We start from the raw sequence: 14,393 nt of genomic DNA on the forward strand, positions 1-14,393 counted from the left end.
GGTAGCAGGGCGAATAATATACCTGTCATATACGAAAAAAAGGCTATCCGTCAGTCATAGGCTGCGGATAGCCTTTTTGGTACTTTCTGTTCCACGTATCGTATGCATCAAGAAAGATGGGCGGTTGCCACCTCGTACTTTACGGTTTAGGCAGTTAGCACATTTTATCGAATTGCCACCTTGTAAGTGCGAAGCCAATTATCCACTTGCGTCAAGTAAGCAAATAACTGCGGACCCGACATCAGCTGGCCAAACCAAGGTAGATTGGTGGATGCCTCCGGTGAGGCGGCAATATCCCGTACCTTTTGCGCATCGATCAGCTTGAGCAGTGGGGAAGAGGAATCGTCCAGCAGTTGTAGCGCCTGCTTTTTCACAGCGGCAAGATAGGAGGGATTATGCGTTTTGGGATACGGGCTTTTTTTGCGATACAGCACATCATCCGGCAATACACCCTCCAGTGCCTTGCGTAAAATACCTTTTTCACGTCCGCCTGTCATTTTGATGCTCCACGGAATGTTCCATACATATTGCACCAGCCGATGATCGCAATACGGCACCCGTACTTCGAGTCCAACCCCCATACTCATCCGATCCTTGCGATCCAGCAGGGTAGGCATAAAGCGGGTGATGTTCAAATAAGACATGACGCGCATTTGCGCAGCTTTTCCTGTTTCACCCGGTAGCTTTGGTACTTCTCCGACTGCTTCTGAGTAGCGGTCGTTCAAATACTCCAGCGGTTTGATCCAGTCCCGCACTTCTGGGGATAGCAGACTCGCTCTCATATCGGGAGCAACTGCCCACGGAAATGTGCCTGAGTTCAGCATATCCTCCCGATGGAACCATGGATATCCGCCAAACACTTCATCTGCTGCTTCACCAGAAATAGCAACCGTAGCGCCCTTTTTAATCTCCCGGCAAAAGAGATACAGTGACGAATCCACGTCCGCCATTCCGGGTAAATCCCGCGTTAGCGTGGAGTTGTTCAGAGCTGCTACAACTTCTGGTGTATCGAATTCAATCCAGTGATGATTTGTCCCTAATTCATCGACCATTCGCTGTATCCAGGGGGCATCAGCTCCGGGCTGAAACGCATGGGCTTTAAAATGCTTGTCGTTGTCCACATAATCGACCGAATACGTATGAACTTGTCCCTGCCCGGTACGTTTGTAATAATCGACGGCTAATGCGGACAGGGCGCTTGAATCCAGCCCGCCAGACAATAAGGTACATACCGGTACATCCGAAATAAGCTGCCGCTCCACGGTATCCATCAACAGCTCTCGTACCTTGAGTGCCGTTTCTTCGGTGTTATCCTCATGTGCAATGCTTTCGAGCTTCCAATAGGCTTGGATGCGTACGCCGTCACGGCTGTAGGTTAGGGTATGTCCGGGACGCAGCTCCTTCATCGATGAATAGACGCCGTGTCCGGGGGTGCGTGCAGGCCCAATGATAAAAATTTCTGCCAGTCCCTCGGCGTCTACGGCGGCCTCAACGGCTGGATGCTGGAGCAGTGCTTTGGGTTCGGAGCCAAATACGAATACATCTTCGGTTTGGCTATAAAATAGCGGCTTCACTCCCAGTCGATCTCGTGCCAGAAATACCTGCTCCCGCTCACTATCCCAGACCGCAAACGCAAAAATGCCGTTCAACCGATCTACACAATCGGGGCCCCATTCGATATAGGATTCGAGCAGTACCTCTGTGTCGCATTGTGTACGGAAAAAATGCCCGCGCTGTTGCAGCTCTTTTTTCAGCTCAGGCGCGTTATATATTTCCCCGTTATATACAATCGTATAAGTGATATCCTCAAGCTGCCGGATCATAGGCTGAGCGCCGTTTTCCGGGTCCATTACGCTTAGTCTTCGGTGTCCGAAGGCACACGGGTTGGATATCCAGGTACCCGCAGCATCCGGTCCGCGATCGGAGAGCGTTTGCGTCATATTTAGCAGCAACTCAGATTGATGCATCAAGTCTCCGTTCCACTGTATGAAACCTGTAATTCCGCACATGTCTATTCATCCTCTCTTTGTCGTGTTCATCCAGTGTTGGAATGAATCAAAAACTAAATCCCCAGTTCATCAGTATATATGCCGAAAAGAAGCATAAAATGTCTGTCCGTTCCGAAAACTACAGATGGGGCAACCCGTTTACTCGTGAGGAAGGAGGGAGACAATGTACTACATCAAGGATGCCAAAATACGCCGCTTCACTGAACTTGACGGAGTGCGCTGCGCTGAGGTAGAAGTGCGTCCCGGTGCCGCAGATGACCCGGAACTGCTGGTTTATATCACAGCCTCGAATCAGAAGGATGGTCAGCCTGGCTATGACATGGTAAGGATCATCCGCAATGATGCCGATCTGGAGCTGGATTGGTATGACAATAATCTGCATTCGGCATTTGAGGAAGTGACCGACAAGGCTTTTACTGACTCTACGCACATTACCGCTGGTGAGGAACGGGAAAAATTCAAAAGGGAATTGCTTTCCTATGGGCAGCTTAGTACAGAGTTTGCCAAGGAGTTCGGGACATGAGAATATGGTGTACTATACCTCGGCTTTTGTTGATTTGGGCACCGGCGCCATCGCCGGATCAGCGTGAAAGGAGGGGGAAATCATAGACGGCAAAGCGAAGTATAAGAAAAACAAAGGCAGCAGTTATATTCATAACAATGAGTTCGCGGAAGAAGTGCTGGAGAAAAACGTAAGACATGAAGTACGCAGAAGTCCTAAACGCTTTGGGAATAAATAAGCTACCAGTGAACTAAAGCAACTCATCAAAGTTGATCCCAAAGAAGCCTCCGTATTCGTCAAATTTGCGAATATGGGAGGCTTCTTTTAGAATTAGGCCGCTTCACGCAGCGTCATGATCCCTTTGTAGATGTTATAAACAAAAACGCCGAGATAGACCACTACAAATAGCAGTACAAACCCGATAACTGAACCTGCATGATTGGCAGTGATAATAAAATACACTAGCGGAATCGCCGCAATAATGGGGAAAATGTGCGATAAAATGGCTTTTTTCGCGTGTCCCTGAACATATTCGTCCCGGACTGCAATCCACACAATGACCGGTACCAGAAAAGGTGCGAAAAAAATGCTAAAATAACAAAGTGAAGACAAAAGGCCTTTCACGGATAACCCCTCCTTTTTGGCGTCGTTCTTTGTACATAATACCCCGTTAGCGTCCAAATGATTCCTTTTGCAGCCTGCTTTCCTGTATAATGAAAAAATGCTTTTGACAGTTGGTCAAAATATGATATAATAATTAATGCACTGAATACATAAGGTTTTATTGATTGTTATCTTGTCCCAGTAGCTCAGCTGGATAGAGCAACGGCCTTCTAAGCCGTCGGTCGGGGGTTCGAATCCCTCCTGGGACGTATAGCAAAAGCTTCCTACATGTAGGAAGCTTTTTTGTATCCCGGCAGTATGATTGATTCTGGTTTTATACTGTCGCCTTCTCCTTATGAGCAAAGAATTGCGGCAAATGTTCTTTGTGTGCTTCCAGCAATTCATCCAGTACGGTTTGGGCGATATCTCCGCTTGGAACGAGCGGATTCAGGGTGAAGGCTTGCAGTGCTGTCGCATAGTCACCAGTGACCGCCGCTTCAATGGTCAGCTCTTCCATCGCCTTCATGACTTGCAGCAGGCCCCGCTGTGCTGGTGGGAATTTGCCAAAGTTTACAGGCTCTGCACCATGCGCGCGAATGACACTGGTTACTTCGATGGCGCTATCATAAGGGACATCATCAATCGCACCATTGTTACGTGTACTAACCACCATCAATGTGCCTTTGTTGTTATAAATGGAATTAATGATTTCACAGGCAGCATCGCTGTAATGTGCACCGCCGCGTTTGGATAATTCCTCTGGTTTGTAATCCAGATTCGGGTCTTTGTACAATTCAAACAAACTTTCTTCCAGACGTTTGACGACTTGGCCCCGAGTTCCTTCGTTTTTGGCCTCCTCTAATTCTTCCTTGAGCATGTTGTCGGTCATGTAGTAATACCGATGGTAAGGACAAGGCAGCATTTTCAATTGACGAACCTGATCATACAGGAAGCGCATGTTCTTAATATTTTCAACAACCTTCTCCGGTTTTGCACCAGGTGCGTACAATCCTTCGATGACTTGCTCTGTTAATTCTTCTCCGGTTTTGTCATAAACTTTGTGCCAATGAAGGTGGTTAATTCCTGCAAATTTAAAGAACAGCTCTTCTTCCGATTTGTCCAGCACAGCCGACGCACTCTTAATCGCGCCGATTGGCACATTACATAATCCGATGACTTTATCCCACTTACCATAACGAAGTACCGCTTCGGTGACCATACCCGCAGGGTTGGTGAAGTTAATCAACCATGCATTCGGACACAGTTCTTTCATATCTTCAACGATACTGAGGATAACGGGGATGGTACGAAAAGCTTTGAACATCCCGCCAGCCCCATTAGTTTCTTGACCGATCATGCCGTGTTTTAACGGAATACTTTCGTCCTTAATCCGGGCTTCCAGCAAGCCTACCCGAAATTGTGTTGTGACAAAATCGGCACCCTTCAAGGCTTCCCGACGATCCAGTGTCAAATGTACTTCACAATCAATGCCTGCGGCCTTCACCATCCGTTGGGCCATGGCCCCCACGATCTCCAGCTTTTCGCGTCCTGCCTCAATATCTACCAGCCATAATTCCCGAATGGGAAGCTCTGCATAGCGTTTGATAAAGCCTTCTACTAATTCTGGTGTATAGCTGGAGCCTCCGCCAATGGTTGCGATCTTTATGCCTTTTTTCATGGTTAGTGCCTCCTGAGTATGTTTTTTAAAACCGCTTTCTTAAGCTCAAATTCACTGTAATCCCTGTAATGCATTACAGGTCAAGCGCTTTTAAAAAACTTATTTGGGGAAGGTGACAATTGTAGGGACGGGACCACGAACATGCTAAACACGAACATGCTAAAATAGAAAGAACGAGGTGAGAAATGTGGCAAATATTCATGAAATTGCAAAGCTGGCGGGCGTATCCTCGGCAACGGTGTCCCGTGTCATTAATAACCATCCGTACGTAAGTGAACCGACAAGGCAGCGTGTACAGGAGGTCATAGACCGACTGGATTATGTACCTAATTTGAATGCGGTTTCATTAAAAAAGGGCATGACCAAGCTCATAGGAATTATTTCAATTTCTTTTAATGATTCATTGGGTTCATTTGTGCGTGGATTTACAACCTATGCTCAGGAGCATGGTTTTAATATGGCACTATTTATTACGAATGGAGAGAAGGAGCGGGAGCTTGAAGCACTGGAAATGCTGCGGAGAAAGCAACTGGACGCCTTGGTCTGTATGATTCGCGTCAATGAATGGAGCGTGATTGAACACTATACCAAATATGGTCCAATTGTGACGTGGCAGCGTGTAAACATTGATGCAATCCCATCTGTATTTATGGATCAGTATCAGGGGTACATGCTTGCGCTGGAGCATCTGTATGCCAGAGGCTACCGCAGCATTGTGAATGTATACGGGAATATGAGGGGACTGAATACGAAGGAGCGCATACGGGCTTATCATGATTTTTGCAAAAAATATGATTTGAACGCTGATGCCTTCCCGCATTTTTATGATTTAAATTCAATGGAAGCGGGTGAACAAATTGCTCACTGGTGGAGCGAACAGCCCAATAAGCCTGATGCCTTCGCTTGTTCTACCGATTATTTGGCTGCAGGGCTTTTGACTGAAGCACGTAGGCTCGGTGTTTCTGTACCAAGTGATGTTGCAGTGGTGGGCTTTGATAACATCGAAATTTCGCATTTGCTTGATTTAACCACCATTCATTACCCGATTGACAAACAAGCGGAAAATGCATTCATCATGATTCGAAATGCCCTAGAGGGGCTTCATGAAGAATTACATCCTTTGGAATTCAAATTAGTAGAGCGAGCGACCACCTAATATCCTGGTTATTCTTTTTCGCTTATCGGTGTGCTATTCAGGGATTAGTAAATAAAAAAAGGGACTCCATAATAGAATAAATTCCAGAGGAGTCCTTCTTTGCACGTACTCTAATTCATCGGTCTCTCATAATTCCATTACGAAATTAACGTCAGAATAAATGCACAGATCGTAAGTAGAATTAATTATTTAAAATAGGTATTTCTCCAAGCAGATTCTTTAAATTAATAGCATCCCACGGCATATGCTCGGTTATACCTAACCCAACTACATCGGTTTCTTCAGATAGTTCTTTAATCAGATGAAGTAGTTGAGGTATTTGCATGGTTCCCGCAGGAGAAAGATTATAGGGAGCTTCAGGGTTGGCGAATAATAAAGAACGAAATGATTTTGGATCAAGTACATCTAAATCAAGGTGAATCGCCAGGTGCTTGATGCCGCTTTCTGTAATCCACTCTTTTATTGATTCGGTACTGATCGTTAACTCTTTGGTTCCAGCAGTTCGAATCCCTAATCTTTGAATTACTTCAGCATCTGTTTCTATAGTAGTAACACCTAGTTTTTGAAATGTTTCTGAAAATGTTTTTGTCTCTTCTTCTGTAGGAGCCGCTAATCCAGCGATAAAGACATTTTCAGGCTTAAGAGGAACTTTCACATGTTTTGCAAACTCCTCATCTCCTTCTCCCAACAGATTCCCAAGTGGTAATGTATGTCCGTTATCATAGCCCACATATCTAACTAAATCACTGTGAGCATCGATCCAAATTAGCCCTAATTCTCCACCGTATCGTTCGTTCAAATAGGCAAACGGGGCTTGTTCGACTAAGCAGTCACCACCAAACATTACAATGCGATCTGGCTTATGAGCGTCAATGATATGTTGAGCAGCCTCTAATTGTTCAAGTAGCTGTTTTCTCCCATACATACCGTTCTCGTTATCAAGCGGAGTTCCATCATAAGCTTGAACTGGAACATGAATAAGGGGTTGATCATTGTCTGGGGCTAGCCAAGCCAGCAGTTCAGCTCCAAAAGAGTAGTTAGGATTGTTTCCTCCTTGCCATTGCGGCATTAAGAGGCGTATTGTTCTAGTCATATTTTCTCTCCTTTACTTCAAATTACGGTTAGTATAAACTGAACGCAAATAAAAACGTAGTACGCACTAATTTGATAGGTACTACCCGAAAGGATAGTGTGAATATGAGTATGGCTGAATTTAAAGGTAAAGTTAAAAATATTGAAGATACACCTTTTGGTTATACAGTGTCAGTCATTGGTGGTAAATGGAAAATGGTTATTATTTATCTTCTGGCCGAAAACCAAGTGGTTCGCTTTAATGATCTGAAAAGACAAATCGGAGCTATTACATACAAAACATTGAGTTCACAGCTAAAGGAATTGGAAGCGGATGGATTGGTGAACCGGAAAGAGTATCCTCAAGTTCCGCCTAAAGTCGAGTACAGTCTCACAGAAAAAGCGGAAACACTATTGCCTGTTTTGGAAGGGTTATGTGAGTGGGGAACCAAAAACCAATATAATTAAATATCGTTTTCTAATTGTTCTCGAATGCTATACGAATATTAGAAAAGACGATTGACATATATTTACAGTTAATCAGGTATTTAACGAGCTCAAGTGCACTGGGGATAGGAATGCTTAAAAATCAGTATCATTTGGGGGATGTGATATTTTGACTATGGCAATTATTTTTATTTTATTTGTAGCGTACAACACAGAGCCTCATTTCTACTTTATTAGTGGAAATGAGGCTCTTGCGTAAACAATAAAAGTGACATAATGGGGTGAAGGAAGGGACATAGCATTTTATAGCTTTTGGGACATCCCCGGATGTTTGATGCTTAGCACTACCTTTTTCTTTAATCCCTCTGCAGCAGCTCGAATCTGTTCTGCCTGCGTCACGGCCGAAATCACCGCTACACCATCGGCACCCGCAACTACCACTTCCTCCACACGGTCTATCGTAATACCTCCGATCCCAACGATGGGCAGATCAATTCCTGCTTTGCGCATTTCATATAAAATGGCTGGACCCTGCACCGCATGAGCATCATCCTTTGAGATGGTGGGATAGATGGGGCCGACACCGAGATAGTCCGCACCATGCAGGATGGCTCGGCGTGCTTCTTCAATCGTATGGGCGGAGACGCCAAGGATTCGGTTTCCGATCCGCGCGCGCACAGAATCAGCCGATTCATCATCCTGACCGATGTGAACACCGTCGGCGTTGAGCTCAAGAGCCAGCTCCACATCGTCATTGACGATAAAAGGGATACCAGCATAGTGGCACAGATCTTGTAGCTGACGCGCAAGTTCGAGCATAGGAACCCCTGTTAACGCGCTACGGCCCTTTTCCCGGAACTGGATCATGGTGGTACCGCCAGCAAGAGCCTCCTGCACAACCCGACTTGGTTCCGCGAGGCAGTTCACGCTTCCAACAACCAGATACATCTGTAAATGCCGCCGCATGATCTCAGGTAATATTCGGCCGCTCATTGGAGTATCTCCTGACGACGGCGGTAGGCCCAATGATTGGTGGGACCGTGTCCCTGGCCCAGATACAACGTATCCTCAATCGCCGCCTGAATGAAGGCTCTTCCATTCACTATAGCTTCCGGTACAGACACACCTTTCCCTAATTCAGCGGTAATCGCTGCTGAGAACGTACATCCTGTTCCGTGTGTGTGGACAGTTCGTACCCGCTTGCCGCCCAGCTCGGTGAAGGCTGTTCCGTCAAAGAGCAGGTCAACAACTTGACCGCTGTTTTCGCTCTCCTCATCATGGCCACCTTTGATCACAACAAACTTGGGTCCTAGGCTGCTAATATGTCTCGCAGCTTCGCGGCGATCCTTCATCGTACGAATGCTTATCCCGGTTAAGGCTTCCGCTTCCGGGATATTTGGTGTGACGACCAAGGCCAAGGGGAGCAGGTCGTCGTTCAAAGCCTGCACCGCTTCCGGTTGCAACAGCTTTGCGCCCCCTTTGGCAATCATTACAGGATCGACGACAACCTTTTTCCAGCCGAACTTTCGGATCTGCTCGGCCACAAGGCGGATGATGCCCGCGTCAAACAGCATGCCAGTCTTTAGGGCGTCGACTCCAAGATCTGATCCTACAGCTTCGATTTGCTGCGCTGTTGCTTCCTGTGGCAACGGATATACACCGTGAACTCCCAAGGTATTTTGTACCGTAATGGCTGTAATAGCCGACATGCCGTATACGCCAAGCTCCTGAAAGGTTTTGAGATCGGCTTGAATTCCAGCTCCGCCGCCGCTGTCTGAACCGGCAATCGTCAGCGCTCTCGGTACATGCACGTCTCTCATCGCGCACCACCTGTTGTAGTTGTTCCAGCTTCACGGATCGTGACATGCCCCTCCAGCGAACCAGTATGTAGTTTGGCAAGCTCGTCGAGAAAGGCAATCTGGAAGCTGCCTGGCCCCAGTTTTGCAGTATGTGCTGCGGCTCGGGAAGCTGCTGCACCGTAAAATGCCAAACCTGCTGTACCTGCGAGCAGCAGGTTGGGTTCAATTGCTGCAAACGCACCCAACACAGAGGTCAGCAGGCAGCCTGTTCCGGTTACCTTCGTAAGCAGCGCGTCTCCGCCACTAATCAATCGTACTTCAACCCCATCGGTGATGACGTCCTCTTTTCCAGTGATGACAACCATGGTATGGAGCGTTTGTGCAGCCCGAACTGCCAGATCGACATTACTGCTGTCAGCACTGTTGCCTGCATCTACCCCTTTAATCTCTCGGACTTCTCCGATTAGATGGGCGACTTCGGCTGCATTGCCTCGCACTAGTGAGATTTTTACTTCTTTTAGGATCCGCAGTGCTGACTCGGTTCTAAAGCTCGTCGCTCCCGCACCAACCGGATCCAGCAGAACTGGAACACCATGAGCATTCGCTGATTGTCCAGCAATGATCATGGCATCTACCAGCTCGCGGTTCAGCGTACCGATATTTAACACGACGGCGCCCGCTATTTTTGCCATATCTGCTACTTCCTCGGGTGCATAAGCCATCACCGGGGAAGCGCCCAGCGCATACAGGCCGTTGGCTGTAAAGTTGGTGACCACCACATTGGTTATATTATGAACGAGGGGGTTGCTATTTTGTACCTTTGTCAGGAGATCCGAATAACTTTGTTCCCATATACTCATCATGTTTATCCTCTCTCATCTCTACTGATTATTCCAAGACCGTAGCGCGCATCTGGACGGGCCATTGTTCCTGCTTATAAGCCATATCCCAGAACATATATTCCAGCTGGCAGCTTAGCATAAAATGCTCAATCATCCGCTCTTGCTCGGCAGCCGTGGCGACATTCGCCCAAGCATCCACACGCTCGCGATATTTGGATGTTACATCTTCAATCTGGTTTCCATAGAAACAAATCCACTCATAGAATGGATGAGACTCGTCCGGTCTTACCTCATCCATTAGCCTGCGTCCAATCTCAAGATATGTCCATGGACATGGCAGCAGCACGGCCATGATTTCTCCAAGACTACCTTCATGTGCGACTGTCAGCATATGGCGGATATAATGATGAGCGGACGGAGCGAGTGGATATCCCTGCATCTCTTCATAGGTGACACCTGCGATAGCACAAAAGTTTTGATGCGGATGAACCTCGCTGTTGAGAATAAAAGAGATCTGTTCGTTAAATACAGCCATATCCTCCCGGCTTGTGCTTTTGGAGATCGCGATGCCGTAAATCCGCATGTAGGCGTTCAAATATTCAAAGTCTTGTTTTACATAGTGAATCAGCTGCTCCTTTGTTAAATTTCCTTCAGCAATACCTCTCACAAAGGGATGCTCATAAATGGCTTGAAAAATGCCATCCGCCTGCCGACGAAGTTCTTGCGAAAAACTCATTTCCCCACCTCCAATAAAAATGGAGAACAAGAAGTCCCGTAAGATACAATTCTCGGAACAACGCCAAAAAGCCGCCCCGAAAACTGGAGCGGCTTCAACATAGGTTCAATGCGCAGAAAACGCTTGAAACCTTATATACGAAGGCTCCACTTTCCTACGCTAGTACGAACTAGATCAGGTTCAAAGGGTCCAAGTTCATTCTTGTCTCAGCCATAATGGCTCCCCTAGTGGACTTTCCTATTCTTTTGACTAATACTGTACATTCGTTCCTAGGTTATGTCAAACTGCTTTGATTCCAGTCAAGGATTATGAGGGTGCTGGATTACACTTTCCACGGCTTTGACCCTTACATATTCCGGTTTCCACATCGCATCCCGAATGGCTTGTTCAATATCTGAAATGTGTGCCTGAGCTACCTGATCCTGAATTGCAGCCTTCGCTACCGCAACCGCAACCGCGAACGAAACATCACGTAATTTTTGGATATGAGGCAGCAGTGCACCGCCAAGTTCATTCGAATCTACGGCGTTGGCAACGGAATCAGCTGCTGCGGTAAACATGGAAGGGGTGATTCTTTTGGCCTTGACCACAATTGCGCCCAGACCTAGCCCCGGGAAGACAAAGGCATTATTCGCCTGTCCAATTTCAAACTTCGTACCGTTATAGGTGACGGGCTCAAAGGGACTTCCGGTAGCAATCAATGCTTTGCCATCAGTCCATCGTATCAAATCTTCGGGTACCGCTTCAGCAAGGTTGGTAGGATTAGACATGGGCATAATGATCGGTCGTTCCACATGCTTTGCCATTTCCTTGATAATCTCTTCAGAAAAGGCACCCGCTACACCGGAAGTTCCAATTAAGATTGTGGGTTTTACCTGACGGATGACCTCCAGCAACGGTATTTTATCATCTTCCGATCGGGCCCATGAGCTGATTTCTTCCTTTTTACGCACATATGGTTTCTGATAATCCAGTACATCTTCCATATCGTCTGTTAACAGTCCGCGATAATCAAAGGCCCAAAATGCCTTGAATGAATCTTCTTCAGGAAGCCCGTCCTCGATCATTGCACCCCGTATTTGGTCGGCGTTACCGATTCCTGCTGCCCCTGGACCAAAGACAAGTATTTTTTGTTCACGTAGCGGAGTTTTAGTGACACCTACCGCCGAAACAATCGCAGCTAATGTCACTGCTCCTGTGCCCTGGATATCATCATTGAAGGTGAGAATGTTTTGACCGTACTTCCCTATAATGTGTCGTGCGTTCACGCTACCCACATCCTCCCAATGCAAAAGCGCCTTCGGGAATTGTGTTAACGTTTTGCTGATAAAGGTATCAATAAATTGATTATAGGCTTCCCCGCGAACTCGTTTATGGCGGTTTCCGATGTACAGGGGATCATTCAGCAGCTTCTCGTTATTCGTGCCGACATCCAGTACAATGGGCAGCACCCGCCCGGGGTGAATGCCTGCCGCAGCTGTATATACAGCGAGTTTGCCAATAGCAATGTTAATTCCCCCGACACCCCAGTCACCAATCCCCAAAATACTTTCCGAATCCGTCACGACGATCAGGTCAACATCCTCACTACTCAAACCGGTATTATAAAACGCCTGTCCAATACCGTTCGGATTATCTATCGATAAATATACGCCCCCAGGGCGGTTGTACTCATGGCTGTATTCTTGAATGGCGGTTCCTACAGTCGGTGTGTAGACTACGGGCAGCATTTCACTCAAATGGTCGGTTAGCAGTCGATAGTAGAGTACGATATTTCGATTGTGAAGGTCGTTAAGTGAGGCATTTTTACGCAGCATGGTGGGTTGTGCCAAGAATTGCTGATATGCCCGAACGCTCTGTTTCTCCAATGAAAGGACAGTGGGAGGAAGAATTCCTTCCAGGCCCAGTTCTTTGCGTTCTTCTTCTGTAAATGCCACTCCTTTGTTCAAAAGAGGGTTTGCTAGCACGTCCTTTCCTCGTAAGGGAGTAGATAATGACCCATCACGATTGACATGGAATGCTTCCATAAAAAGACCTTCTTTCCCTGTATTTTGATAATTATTCATGATGAAAGATGACATGTTATCCATAGTATGGACATGCAAATTGGTTTTATTCTTCTATTTATCTATGACAAAAAGACCATATATATATCTTCTTATTAATCTTATAGAACTAATTTCAGTTTCGGATTCATCTTGTAATTCGCACGTTTATAGTCCTAATGAATCAGGTCCAAATACTCTGTTTTTATCAAATATGAAAATAGATTTTTCTTCTCTTAAATGTTTATATATCAAGGGATGTGAGCTATTTTGTTAAGAAAATATGAAGTATTTGGACATTAATTTAATCTTGCTAAGCAAACATTTTTAATTCTTTTTCAACAAAATAGAATTATTCGGAGGAAAAGGAGAGGTTTGTGTGCAGGGACCTATAGCCATTTTTAGCGATAACAACAGGGCTATTGATTATCCCAATGTGATTTGTTTTTACCAATATATACAGTGCGAGGACACGGAGACCGCTTCAGTCTACGAGGATGCATGTTGCTGCCTGATTGATTATAGGGAGCCGGGGCAAGCCGTGCGGAAAGCTAATCAGATCCGTAGCCAATTTCCGCAAATGCCATTGCTATTGGTGACGGATGTAACCTTTCCGTTCAGTGATCAGCATATGGTGCAAATTATCGGAGTAGGCCGATTGCGTCTGCTATTTTGGCAAGCCAATGATACCGAAGAAATCATTTCTGAAATACAAAGCTTGCTCTATCCCGAGTATTCGACCAAAAGCCAACATGTTGCATTCATCTTGTCTGTATATAACGAAGAGAAACGTTTTGTTCATGTCAAAACCTTTGCTGAGCGACTGCAAACCTTTATCCGCAGCCATATTATAGAGGGTTCGATTTATCTCATTGATGATGGTAGTCACGATGGCACGAATGCCTTGATTAAAGCGCTGGAGGCGGCAACGGACTTGTCCGTAAACCGGATTAACCAGAACCTGAGTCCGCTGCTTCAAACGAGGGAATTGGGACGCAATACGCGCAAGGCAGGGACGTATCTCGAAGGAATGCGGACCATCGGTGCGGATTACTACGTATTTGTGGACGCGGACGATTCCTTTTTTATTGAGGACATTGCCAGAATGATTAATGTTGTTCAGCAGGGCTACTATGATGTTGTGATTGGAACCAAAGATATGACCGCCGAGAATCGCTCTTTATTGCGATCTATCGTCAGCTTTGGCAAAAGGGTCGTTTCTCGCCCCTTTTTACCAACAGGTGTGGTAGATTCCCAGACGGGTCTTAAAGTGATGAGTTCGGTTGCCGTGAAGCGGATGTTTCCACATTTGAAGGAACAACTCGGACTGGCGCTGGATCTGGAGATGATGTTTATTGCCAAGCGACTTCAGCTCCGTGTGCTGCAATTACCCGTCAAATGCATTGACCGAGATGGCTCGCACATTCATGTCTGGAAAGATTCCATTCGTTTTTTGCGCTCTATCATTGAGATTTGGCGACTGGATCGGCGGGTGAGATAACCAC

13 protein-coding genes, 1 tRNA gene and 1 riboswitch are annotated in these 14,393 nt (G+C 46.3%); of the genes, 5 read left to right on the forward strand and 9 right to left on the reverse strand.

The window, feature by feature from the left end; all coding sequences use genetic code 11:
• Positions 1-164 precede the first annotated feature (164 nt).
• A complete protein-coding gene (gene asnB, locus C0638_RS13715) occupies positions 165-2,009 on the reverse strand; it encodes an asparagine synthase (glutamine-hydrolyzing) (RefSeq protein ID WP_025678748.1) in 1,845 nt (614 codons plus the stop codon).
• 163 nt (positions 2,010-2,172) lie between these two features.
• Here asnB and C0638_RS13720 point away from each other — a divergent pair, with 163 nt between their 5' ends.
• Positions 2,173-2,532 (forward strand): hypothetical protein, encoded by a 360-nt coding sequence (locus tag C0638_RS13720; protein WP_058710323.1) that lies wholly within the window; start codon positions 2,173-2,175, stop codon positions 2,530-2,532.
• Between the two features lie 309 nt (positions 2,533-2,841).
• Here C0638_RS13720 and C0638_RS13725 read toward each other — a convergent pair whose 3' ends face one another.
• Positions 2,842-3,135, reverse strand: a complete 294-nt coding sequence (locus tag C0638_RS13725; RefSeq protein ID WP_025678745.1) for a magnetosome magnetite crystal formation protein family — start codon at positions 3,133-3,135, stop codon at positions 2,842-2,844.
• Positions 3,136-3,309: 174 nt separating this feature from the next.
• On the opposite strand from C0638_RS13725, the gene C0638_RS13730 reads away from it, so the two are divergent.
• Positions 3,310-3,383: transfer RNA gene (locus C0638_RS13730), tRNA-Arg, on the forward strand.
• A 65-nt stretch (positions 3,384-3,448) separates the two neighbouring features.
• Here C0638_RS13730 and C0638_RS13735 read toward each other — a convergent pair.
• On the reverse strand, positions 3,449-4,792 hold the full coding sequence (locus C0638_RS13735; protein WP_058710324.1) for a 6-phospho-beta-glucosidase: 1,344 nt from the start codon (positions 4,790-4,792) through the stop codon (positions 3,449-3,451).
• A gap of 187 nt (positions 4,793-4,979) precedes the next feature.
• Here C0638_RS13735 and C0638_RS13740 point away from each other — a divergent pair, with 187 nt between their 5' ends.
• Positions 4,980-5,948 carry a LacI family DNA-binding transcriptional regulator gene (locus C0638_RS13740; protein WP_013372739.1) on the forward strand — a complete coding sequence of 323 codons (969 nt, stop codon included), beginning with the start codon at positions 4,980-4,982 and terminating at the stop codon, positions 5,946-5,948.
• Positions 5,949-6,129: 181 nt separating this feature from the next.
• On the opposite strand, the gene C0638_RS13745 is transcribed toward C0638_RS13740, so the two are convergent.
• Positions 6,130-7,041 carry an arginase family protein gene (locus tag C0638_RS13745; protein ID WP_058710325.1) on the reverse strand — a complete coding sequence of 304 codons (912 nt, stop codon included), beginning with the start codon at positions 7,039-7,041 and terminating at the stop codon, positions 6,130-6,132.
• A 104-nt stretch (positions 7,042-7,145) separates the two neighbouring features.
• On the opposite strand from C0638_RS13745, the gene C0638_RS13750 reads away from it, so the two are divergent.
• Positions 7,146-7,487, forward strand: a complete 342-nt coding sequence (locus C0638_RS13750; protein ID WP_013372737.1) for a winged helix-turn-helix transcriptional regulator — start codon at positions 7,146-7,148, stop codon at positions 7,485-7,487.
• Positions 7,488-7,769: 282 nt separating this feature from the next.
• Here the strand turns inward: C0638_RS13750 and thiE are convergent, their stop codons facing one another.
• The 5 genes from thiE to C0638_RS13775 all read right to left on the reverse strand — a co-directional run bounded on the left by thiE (position 7,770) and on the right by C0638_RS13775 (position 12,870).
• A complete protein-coding gene (gene thiE, locus C0638_RS13755; RefSeq protein ID WP_058710326.1) occupies positions 7,770-8,459 on the reverse strand; it encodes a thiamine phosphate synthase in 690 nt (229 codons plus the stop codon).
• Positions 8,456-9,286 carry a bifunctional hydroxymethylpyrimidine kinase/phosphomethylpyrimidine kinase gene (thiD, locus tag C0638_RS13760; protein WP_102163558.1) on the reverse strand — a complete coding sequence of 277 codons (831 nt, stop codon included), beginning with the start codon at positions 9,284-9,286 and terminating at the stop codon, positions 8,456-8,458. The genes thiE and thiD overlap by 4 nt, the downstream gene beginning before the upstream one ends.
• Positions 9,283-10,128 carry a hydroxyethylthiazole kinase gene (gene thiM / locus C0638_RS13765; protein ID WP_058712323.1) on the reverse strand — a complete coding sequence of 282 codons (846 nt, stop codon included), beginning with the start codon at positions 10,126-10,128 and terminating at the stop codon, positions 9,283-9,285. Before thiM ends, thiD begins: the two co-directional genes overlap by 4 nt.
• A gap of 25 nt (positions 10,129-10,153) precedes the next feature.
• Positions 10,154-10,843, reverse strand: a complete 690-nt coding sequence (gene tenA, locus C0638_RS13770) for a thiaminase II (RefSeq protein WP_040103031.1) — start codon at positions 10,841-10,843, stop codon at positions 10,154-10,156.
• 134 nt (positions 10,844-10,977) lie between these two features.
• Positions 10,978-11,079, reverse strand: a riboswitch (TPP riboswitch).
• Positions 11,080-11,142: 63 nt separating this feature from the next.
• A complete protein-coding gene (locus tag C0638_RS13775; RefSeq protein WP_102163560.1) occupies positions 11,143-12,870 on the reverse strand; it encodes an NAD-dependent malic enzyme in 1,728 nt (575 codons plus the stop codon).
• Between the two features lie 397 nt (positions 12,871-13,267).
• Here C0638_RS13775 and C0638_RS13780 point away from each other — a divergent pair, with 397 nt between their 5' ends.
• A complete protein-coding gene (locus C0638_RS13780) occupies positions 13,268-14,389 on the forward strand; it encodes a glycosyltransferase (protein WP_013372731.1) in 1,122 nt (373 codons plus the stop codon).
• The last annotated feature ends 4 nt before the right edge of the window (positions 14,390-14,393 follow it).

Origin of the sequence: Paenibacillus sp. lzh-N1 (assembly GCF_002872435.1) — a bacterium.
GTDB lineage: Bacteria > Bacillota > Bacilli > Paenibacillales > Paenibacillaceae > Paenibacillus > Paenibacillus polymyxa_C.